This is a genomic window from Streptomyces botrytidirepellens (assembly GCF_003721215.1).
Lineage (GTDB): Bacteria > Actinomycetota > Actinomycetes > Streptomycetales > Streptomycetaceae > Streptomyces > Streptomyces himastatinicus.
This window is the reverse complement of the sequence record NZ_RIBZ01000736.1, coordinates 1-8,666: the sequence shown is the minus strand read 5'-3', so window position 1 is coordinate 8,666 and position 8,666 is coordinate 1. Positions and strand designations below refer to the sequence as shown.

8 protein-coding genes and 1 pseudogene are annotated in these 8,666 nt (G+C 72.4%); 7 read left to right on the top strand and 2 right to left on the bottom strand.

Annotated features, from left to right (window positions below; translation table 11 throughout):
* Positions 1–300 (bottom strand): annotated as a pseudogene (locus EEJ42_RS37530) (CDP-alcohol phosphatidyltransferase family protein); the annotation flags it as partial.
* Between the two features lie 283 nt (positions 301–583).
* Between EEJ42_RS37530 and galE the strand changes: the two are divergent.
* The 3 genes from galE to idi all read left to right on the top strand — a co-directional run bounded on the left by galE (position 584) and on the right by idi (position 3,256).
* The gene (gene galE / locus EEJ42_RS37525; protein ID WP_123106655.1) at positions 584–1,564 is read left to right on the top strand and encodes a UDP-glucose 4-epimerase GalE; all 981 of its coding nucleotides are present in this window, start codon (positions 584–586) and stop codon (positions 1,562–1,564) included.
* 110 nt (positions 1,565–1,674) lie between these two features.
* Complete coding sequence (locus EEJ42_RS37520) at positions 1,675–2,586, top strand: cation diffusion facilitator family transporter (RefSeq protein ID WP_123106654.1); 912 nt, start codon at positions 1,675–1,677, stop codon at positions 2,584–2,586.
* 55 nt (positions 2,587–2,641) lie between these two features.
* A complete protein-coding gene (gene idi / locus EEJ42_RS37515) occupies positions 2,642–3,256 on the top strand; it encodes an isopentenyl-diphosphate Delta-isomerase (RefSeq protein ID WP_123106653.1) in 615 nt (204 codons plus the stop codon).
* Here the strand turns inward: idi and EEJ42_RS37510 are convergent.
* Positions 3,189–3,767 (bottom strand): ATP-binding protein, encoded by a 579-nt coding sequence (locus EEJ42_RS37510; protein WP_123106652.1) that lies wholly within the window; start codon positions 3,765–3,767, stop codon positions 3,189–3,191. The two genes, idi and EEJ42_RS37510, sit on opposite strands and share 68 nt — an antisense overlap.
* Positions 3,768–4,022: 255 nt before the next feature.
* Between EEJ42_RS37510 and EEJ42_RS37505 the strand changes: the two genes are divergently transcribed.
* The 4 genes from EEJ42_RS37505 (at position 4,023) to EEJ42_RS37495 (ending at position 8,560) form a co-directional block, all read left to right on the top strand.
* Entirely contained in the window at positions 4,023–4,781 is a 759-nt protein-coding gene (locus tag EEJ42_RS37505; RefSeq protein WP_123106651.1) for an enoyl-CoA hydratase/isomerase family protein, read from the top strand.
* An 80-nt stretch (positions 4,782–4,861) separates the two neighbouring features.
* Positions 4,862–5,725 carry an SCO6745 family protein gene (locus EEJ42_RS37500; protein WP_123106650.1) on the top strand — a complete coding sequence of 288 codons (864 nt, stop codon included), beginning with the start codon at positions 4,862–4,864 and terminating at the stop codon, positions 5,723–5,725.
* A 188-nt stretch (positions 5,726–5,913) separates the two neighbouring features.
* The gene (locus EEJ42_RS51400) at positions 5,914–6,057 is read left to right on the top strand and encodes an LPFR motif small protein (protein ID WP_184503465.1); all 144 of its coding nucleotides are present in this window, start codon (positions 5,914–5,916) and stop codon (positions 6,055–6,057) included.
* 118 nt (positions 6,058–6,175) lie between these two features.
* Positions 6,176–8,560 (top strand): Tex family protein, encoded by a 2,385-nt coding sequence (locus EEJ42_RS37495; protein ID WP_123106656.1) that lies wholly within the window; start codon positions 6,176–6,178, stop codon positions 8,558–8,560.
* The last annotated feature ends 106 nt before the right edge of the window (positions 8,561–8,666 follow it).

Below are 8,666 nucleotides of genomic sequence, written 5' to 3'. Positions count from 1 at the left end.
CGCCGCGGCGGCCATGACGGCGCGGTCCAGCGCGGCCCGCGCCTCCGGCTGCGCCGTCAGCGCGCCGGACACGGCGGCGGCGGGGAAGCGGGGGTCGGTCAGCGCCAGCCGGAGGGCGTGGCCGTGACCGACGAAACGGTGGTCGACGAGGGCCACCCGCTCACGCGGCGGGACGGCGGCCAGCTCCGTCGCCACCCCGGCCGCGTCGATCGCCGTGCGCACGTCGAAACCCAGCGACCGCAGGTCGTCCTGGAGAGACGAGCCGGCGACCGGGGCACCGGTGAGAATCGCGGTCGACAGACGAACTCACTCCTTGGCAGCTGACATGGTGGCCGCGCCGCTCTGGCACAGGCCGAAGCCCCTGGGGGTGTCCGCCTGGGACAGGGGGCATCGCGCATCCCGGTCCCGGGTGGGGCGGGCGGCATGTCGGCAGAGGCTATCGGATCGATGGAAGCGACCGTTCACCGCACATTCACCACACGATCGGGGGAACGACCGCTTCCGCGCGCCGTCGATCATCATGGTGGATGGCGTGTCCCCTCGACAAACGGGCGCCGCCCTGACCTGTGGATAGGGTGCCGTCATGACGTGGCTGATCACAGGTGGTGCCGGATATATCGGGTCGCATGTCGTGCGGGCGATGGCCCGGGCCGGCGAGCGGGTGGCCGTCCTCGACGACATCTCCAGCGGGATCCCCGAGCGGCTGCCCGAGGACGTTCCGCTCGTGCGCGGCTCCACGCTCGACCGTGAGCTACTGGACCGTACGTTCGCCGAGCTGAACATCACCGGCGTGGTGCATCTGGCGGCGAAGAAGCAGGTCGGGGAGTCGGTCGAGCAGCCGCTGCGGTACTACCGGGAGAATGTGCACGGCCTCACCGTGCTGCTGGAGGCCGTGGCCGCTGCCGGGATCGGCAGTTTCCTCTTCTCCTCCTCCGCCGCCGTCTACGGCATGCCGGATGTGGAACTGGTCACCGAGGACACTCCGTGCGTCCCGATGAACCCGTACGGAGAGACCAAGCTCGCCGGAGAATGGCTGGTCAGGGCCGTGGGGGCGGCGCATTCGATCTCGACGGCCTGTCTGCGCTACTTCAATGTGGCGGGTGCCACGCGGCCCGAGCTGTCCGACACCGGAGTGTTCAACATCATCCCGATGATGTTCGAGCGGATCACCCATGGGGAGGCTCCGAGGATCTTCGGTGATGACTATCCGACCCCGGACGGCACCTGCATCCGCGACTACATCCACGTCGAGGACCTGGCCTCCGCCCATCTCGCCGTGGCTCGCCGGCTGGCCGCGCGGCCGGGCGCGGGCGATCTGACGGTGAACATCGGCACCGGTCAGGGCGTCTCGGTGCGCGAGATGGCCGACCTGATCGCCGAGGTCACCGGCCGCCGCGAGCCCGCCCCCGTGGTCGAACCCCGCCGCCCGGGCGACCCGGCCCGGGTCGTCGGATCGACCGACCTGATCGCCAAGGAACTGGGCTGGAGCGCCCGGCACGACGTGCGCGCGATGGTGGAGTCGGCCTGGGAGGGCTGGTGCCTCCGCCACCCCGAGGCGCGCTGACCCCGGGCCCCAGCACGGCTCGACCGGACGGCGGTATCCCTGCCCGGGGCGCGGCCCCCGCGTAGTTCACTGGGGACGGGGGCCGTCCCGGGCAGGAGGGCCGTACCGACATGGGCGCAGGTCATGACCACCGCACCGCGGGCACCGGGCATCGGTGGCGGCTGCGGATCGCGCTCGTCATCACCGTCACGGTGATGGTCGTGGAGATCGTCGGCGGGCTGCTCGCCGATTCGCTCGCGCTGCTCGCGGACGCCGGGCACATGGCGACCGACGCGCTCGGGCTGGCCATGTCGCTGCTGGCGATCCACTTCGCGGGGCGCCCGCCCAGCCCGTGGCGTACGTATGGATACGCGCGCGCCGAGATCCTGGCGGCGCTCGCGAACTGTCTGCTGCTGTTCGGGGTCGGCGGCTACATCCTCTACGAGGCGGTAATGCGCTTCCTCGAACCCGCCGCCACCCGGGGCGGCCTGGTGATCGTCTTCGGCGCGGTCGGCCTGGCCGCGAACCTGGTGTCGCTGGCCCTGCTGCGGGGCGGGCAGCGGGAGAGCCTGAACGTGCGGGGCGCGTTCCTGGAGGTGCTGGCCGACGCCCTGGGGTCGGTCGCGGTGCTGGTGTCGGCCGGGATCATCCTGGCCACGGGGTGGCAGGCGGCCGATCCGATCGCCTCGCTCGGGATCGCGCTCATGATCGTGCCGCGTACGTACACCCTGCTCCGCGAGACGCTGAACGTCCTCCTGGAGGCGGCACCGCGGGACGTCGACATGGCCGCGGTGCGCGCCCACATCCTCGCCCTGCCCGGCGTGGAGGGCCTGCACGACCTTCACATGTGGACGATCACCTCCGGGATGCCGGTGCTCTCCGCGCATGTGGTGGTCGGGCGGCCGGTGCTCGACGCGGTGAGTCATGAGCGGCTGCTGCACGATCTCCAGGGGTGTCTGGGGGAGCATTTCGACGTCGCACACTGCACGTTTCAGCTGGAACCGGGTGGACATGCTGATCACGAAGCCCGGCCGTGCCAGTGACACGGGCATGGGTGCGGCAGACTTGGGGGCCAAAGTCGGAACTATGAGGACGGTCATGCCGATCACACCCGCAAGCGGCCCCTCCGCCGAGTCCGCCGCCGCGTCCCCCGCGCCGAACGGCTCGTCGGAATCGATCATGCTCGAACTGGTCGATGAGGCCGGCACCACGATCGGCACCGCGGAGAAGCTCGCGGCGCACCTGGCGCCCGGGCAATTGCACCGGGCGTTCTCGGTCTTCCTCTTCGACGAGCGGGGGCGGCTGCTGCTCCAGCGCCGGGCCCTGGGCAAGTACCACTCCCCCGGCGTCTGGTCGAACACCTGCTGCGGCCACCCGTACCCCGGTGAGCCGCCGTTCGTGGCCGCGGCCCGCCGCACCGGCGAGGAGCTGGGCATCGCGCCCGCGCTGCTCGGCGAGGCGGGCACGGTCCGCTACAACCACCCGGACCCGGCCTCGGGGCTGGTCGAGCAGGAGTACAACCACCTGTTCGTCGGGCTGCTGAAGGAGACGCCGCGGCCCGATCCGCAGGAGATCGGCGAGACCGCCTTCGTCACGCCGGACGAACTGGCGAAGCTGCGCGCGGAGGGCCCGTTCTCGGCGTGGTTCATGACCGTGCTGGACGCGGCCCGGCCGGCGATCCGGGAGCTGACCGGGGCGGCCGCAGGCTGGTGAGCGGCCCGCCGCCGGGCACGGGGCCGGGAGCGGCGGGGGTCAGCGGCAGGGCCGCCCAGACCGCCTTGCCGCCGCTCGCCGTGTGATCGACGTCGTACCGCCCGCCGGACTCCTCCGCGATCGCCTGCACCAGCAGCAGTCCGCGGCCGCCGGTCCGCCCCTGATCCGCCTCCAGCTCCAGGGGTCTGGGCCGGTACGGATGGTTGTCCTCGACGGCGACCCGCACCCAGCCCCGGCCGATCGACACCTCGACCCCGATCTGCGGGGAGAGCAGCGCCGCGTGCCGCACCGCGTTGGTGACGAGCTCGGAGACGATCAGCAGCAGATTCGGCACCAGGTCGCCCTGCCCGGACACCCCCTGATGGGCCAGCAGATCGCGCACCGCGTGCCGGGCCTGCGGTACGGAGGACTCCAGGGCCGGTGCGGTGAACCGCCACACCCCCTCGCCGACCGCCGGTCCGCGCGGCGGGGCGTACCCCGGTTCGGAGGGGACTCTCCCGACGATCTCCATGCCCGCCACCCACCCATCGCCACGGCTCGACCTCTCGGGTCGAGTGTTGGGAATGGTCTGGTACGGACCGGCGAAGTGAGCACAACTTAACGCCTATCGACCGCTTTTGTTCGTTGGCGTATGCCAGGGTCACTCGCTCGACTGTTCCTGCCCGTCTGAATGTCGCCCCCTGGTGCCTATGGCTTGACCCGGCCCGAAGGCCCGGCCCGCAGCCCTCGCGAGGTGGGACCGGGCGGCCCGGATACGATCCGCCGCATGGAGCCCTCCCTGCGGCACGACGTCACGGACGGCATAGCGACCGTCGTCATCCGCAATCCCGCCAAGCGCAACGCCCTGACCCCCGCCATGTGGAGCGCGCTGCCCCCGCTGCTCGACCGGCTCGCCGCCGACCCCGCCGTACGGGCGCTCGTGCTCACCGGCCACGGGGACACCTTCTGCGCGGGCGCCGACATCGGCTCGCTGAGCGCGACGTACGAGCAGTCGACCGGCCTCGCGCTGCCCGCCGAGGAGGCCCTCGCGGCCTTCCCCAAGCCGACGCTGGCCGCGGTGCGCGGCTACTGCGTGGGCGGCGGCTGCCAGCTGGCCGCCGCCTGCGATCTGCGGTTCGCGGAGGAGGGCGCGCTCTTCGGGGTCACCCCGGCCAAGCTCGGCATCGTCTACGCCCCCGGCTCCACCCGGCGGCTGGTGGAGCTGATCGGCCCCGCCAGCACCAAGTACCTGCTGTTCTCGGGCGAGCTGATCGGCACCGAACGGGCGCTGCGCACCGGTCTGGTCGACGAGGTGCTGCCGACGGGCGAACTGGACAAGCGGGTCGCGGAGTTCACGCGGGTGCTGGTGTCCCGGTCGCAGCTCACGCAGGCGGCGGCCAAGGAGTTCGCGGCCGGGCCCGCCGACGCGGAGCGGATCACGTACTGGCAGGAGCAGGCGCGGGTCAGCGGTGAGGCCGGGGAGGGGATCGCCGCCTTCCTGGGGCGCCGGGCGCCGCGCTTCGCATGGACCCCGCCGATCCCCTGACCGCACCGGAACCGGCCACCCGGCCCCGGACTGCCGGACCCGGCTGCCGACTCCCCTTACCAGCCGGTAGCGTGCGCTCCATGACCACACTTCCCGAGCGCGCCGTACGGCGCTGCCACTCCGTCGTCAATCCGCTGCACTCCACCGTCTACTTCGCCCCGGACTACGCCAACGAACTGGCCGCACTGGGCCTGGAGGAGCGCGGGGCCGTCTACTTCGTGGGCCGTGCGGCGGCGTTCGGCCGGGTGGGTGCGGGGACCGTCACCGCGACCTTCTACAACTTCAAGCACGACCTCGTAGCCCGCCACATCCCGCGCGCCTGGGACGTGGTCTCCCCCGAGGATGCCCTGGAGGCCCGGCTGCGGGCGGCCGACTCCGTGCTGCGGCGGCTGCTCGGGGACGACGCGCTGGCCTCTAAGGAGATGGCGGAGACGGCCGAGCTGGCGCTGCGCGCCACCGAGGCGTGTTCCCGCTCCGCGCGCCCCCTGTACGCCGCCCACGCCGACCTCCCCGTTCCCGAGGCCCCGCACCTGGCCCTGTGGCACGCCGCCACCCTGCTGCGCGAGCACCGCGGCGACACCCATCTGATGGCCCTCACCGCCGCCGGGCTCGACGCGGTGGAGGCCCTGGTCAGCCACACGGCGACCGGCAAGGGCATGTCTCCGAAGTGGCTCCTGGCGACCCGTGGCTGGACGGCCGAGGAGCTGGCCGCCGGGCGGGACCGGCTGCGGACACGCGGGCTGCTGGACGAGGCGGGCGAGCTGACCGAAGCCGGTGCCGCGCTGCGCGAGTCCGTGGAGGACGAGACGGACCGCCTGGACTCCGCCCCGTACGAGCACCTGGGTGCGGCGGGCGTGGCCCGGCTGACGGAGCTGGCCGGGGCGTTCACGGCGCAGGCCATGGAGGCGGGCGCCTTCCCGGCGGACCTCCGGAGCAAGAGCTGACGCTCCCCCCGGGGTCGGGGCGGGTTTGCGCACGGTGAGGCGGGATACCCGCCTGTTGAGTGATCGGCCGCCCTTTTCACCGGGCGCCCAACCGCGCGCCGCGCACGCCGGCGAGTGCCCGTGCTCCGCGTACGTGCGGCGTCCGGCGGCGGCTGTCGACCCGCTCCCGACCCGATGGGAGGTCTGAAGTGCTGCGTGCTATCGCCGATGTGCTCCGCGCCATCGGATCCGCGATCGCCACGGTGGTGACGCTTCCGTTCCGTGCCGTGGCCCGGCTGTTCGGCGGGGCCGCCGACACGGTCGGCCGCGCGGGCCGCCGCAGGCACGTCTGAGCCCCGTACGCCCACGGGAATGTCCTTCGACACCCGCCGAACACGTCGTCCGTGACCGCTTCGTCAGTGCCACCTGCCACAATGCAGATGCAGTGCAGACCGAAAGCGGAGCGTGATCGTGACGACGTCCATCGAAGGCAGGATCGCCGAAGAACTCGGCGTACGGGAACGGCAGGTCAAGGCCGCCGTCGAGCTGCTCGACGGCGGCTCTACCGTGCCGTTCATCGCGCGCTACCGCAAGGAAGCGACGGAGATGCTCGACGATGCGCAGCTGCGCTCCCTGGAGGAGCGGCTGCGCTATCTGCGGGAACTGGAGGAGCGGCGCGCCGCGATCCTCGAATCGGTGCGGTCGCAGGGGAAGCTGGACGAGGCGCTGGAGGCGCAGATCCTCGCCGCCGACTCCAAGGCCCGGCTGGAGGACATCTACCTCCCCTTCAAGCCCAAGCGCCGTACGAAGGCGCAGATCGCCCGCGAGGCCGGTCTCGAACCGCTCGCCGACGGGCTGCTCGGCGATCCGACCGTGGAGCCGACCGCGGCCGCCGCCGCGTTCGTGGACGCCGAGAAGGGCGTCGCGGACCCGGCCGCCGCGCTGGAGGGCGCGCGGGCGATCCTCACCGAGCGGTTCGGGGAGGACGCCGACCTCATCGGTGAGCTGCGCGAGCGCATGTGGGAGCGCGGGCGGGTCGCCACCAAGGTGCGGGAGGGCAAGGAGGAGGCGGGCGCCAAGTTCGCCGACTACTTCGACTTCGCCGAGCCCTTCACCGAGCTGCCCTCGCACCGGGTGCTTGCGATGTTCCGCGGCGAGAAGGAAGAGGTCCTGGACCTCACCCTGGAGCCGGAGGAGCCGTCCGAGGACCCCGGCCCCACCTCGTACGAGCGGTCCATCGCGCACCGCTTCGGCATCGCCGACCGCGGGCGCCCGGCCGACAAGTGGCTGGCCGACACCGTGCGATGGGCCTGGCGCACCCGCGTCCTGGTCCACCTCGGCATCGATCTGCGGCTGCGGCTGCGGCAGGCCGCCGAGGACGAGGCCGTGCGCGTCTTCGCCGCCAACCTCCGCGATCTGCTGCTCGCCGCCCCGGCCGGTACGCGCGCCACGATGGGTCTCGACCCCGGCTTCCGCACCGGCGTGAAGGTGGCCGTCGTCGACGCGACCGGCAAGGTGGCCGCGACCGACACGATCTATCCGCACGTGCCCAAGAACCAGTGGAAGGAGTCGCTGGGCCGGCTCGCCACACTGGCCCGCGAGCACGACGTCGAGCTGATCGCCATCGGCAACGGCACGGCGTCCCGGGAGACCGACAAGCTCGCGGGCGAGCTGTGCGCCCAGCACCCGGAGCTGAAGCTGACCAAGGTGATGGTCTCGGAGGCGGGCGCCTCCGTGTACTCCGCCTCCGCCTTCGCCTCCCAGGAGCTGCCGGACCTCGACGTCTCGCTGCGCGGTGCGGTGTCGATCGCGCGGCGGCTCCAGGACCCGCTGGCCGAGCTGGTCAAGATCGACCCCAAGTCGATCGGGGTCGGCCAATACCAGCACGATCTGTCCGAGGTGAAGCTGTCGCGCTCGCTCGACGCGGTGGTCGAGGACTGTGTGAACGGCGTCGGGGTGGACGTCAACACCGCCTCCGCGCCGCTCCTCAGCCGGGTCTCCGGCATCGGCGCCGGGCTCGCGGAGAACATCGTCGCCCACCGCGATACCAACGGGCCCTTCCGCAGCCGCAAGGCCCTCAAGGACGTGGCTCGGCTCGGCCCCAAGGCGTACGAGCAGTGCGCGGGCTTCCTCCGCATCCGCGGCGGCGACGACCCGCTGGACGCCTCCAGCGTGCACCCCGAGGCGTACCCGGTGGTGCGCCGCATGGTCACCTCCACGGGCGGTGATGTGACCACGCTCATCGGCAACACGGCCACGCTGCGCGGCCTGCGGCCGGACGACTTCGTGGACGACGCCTTCGGTCTGCCGACCGTCACCGACATCCTGAAGGAGTTGGAGAAGCCGGGCCGTGACCCGCGCCCCGCCTTCAAGACCGCGACCTTCAAGGAAGGCGTCGAGAAGATCGGCGACCTGGCGTCCGGGATGATCCTGGAGGGCGTCGTCACGAACGTGGCCGCGTTCGGGGCGTTCGTGGACGTCGGGGTGCACCAGGACGGGCTGGTGCACGTCTCCGCCATGTCCAAGACGTTCGTCAAGGACCCGCGGGATGTGGTGAAGCCGGGCGACATCGTGCGGGTGAAGGTCCTGGACGTGGACATTCCGCGGAAGCGGATCTCGCTGACGCTGCGGCTGGACGACGAGGCCGGTGGCGGTGGCCGCTCCTCCGAGCAGGGTGGTGGCGGGCGCCGGTCCGCGCCCAAGCAGCGGCAGGGTGGCGGTGGCCGTGGTGGCAGTGGCGGCGGTTCGCGGGGCGGTCAGCGTGGTGGGGGTGGCGGGCGTGATGCCGCGCCTGCCAATGGGGCGATGGCGGATGCGTTGCGGCGGGCCGGGCTGGTGGATCCGAAGCGGCGGTAGCCGTTGGGGGGTGCGGGGTGGGTTTTTCCCCACCCCGCCCCTTCCCGAACCGGGGCTCCGCCCCGGGCCCCGTTGCGGGGGCTCCGCCCCCTGCACCCCCGCCGGG

Excerpts from the sequence above, each read along its gene's own strand:
- galE (WP_123106655.1), top strand. The coding sequence starts at position 584 with ATGACGTGGCTGATCACAGGTGGTGCCGGATATATCGGGTCGCATGTC.
- EEJ42_RS37520 (WP_123106654.1), top strand. The coding sequence starts at position 1,675 with ATGGGCGCAGGTCATGACCACCGCACCGCGGGCACCGGGCATCGGTGG.
- idi (WP_123106653.1), top strand. The coding sequence starts at position 2,642 with ATGCCGATCACACCCGCAAGCGGCCCCTCCGCCGAGTCCGCCGCCGCG.
- EEJ42_RS37510 (WP_123106652.1), bottom strand. The coding sequence starts at position 3,767 with ATGGAGATCGTCGGGAGAGTCCCCTCCGAACCGGGGTACGCCCCGCCG.
- EEJ42_RS37505 (WP_123106651.1), top strand. The coding sequence starts at position 4,023 with ATGGAGCCCTCCCTGCGGCACGACGTCACGGACGGCATAGCGACCGTC.
- EEJ42_RS37500 (WP_123106650.1), top strand. The coding sequence starts at position 4,862 with ATGACCACACTTCCCGAGCGCGCCGTACGGCGCTGCCACTCCGTCGTC.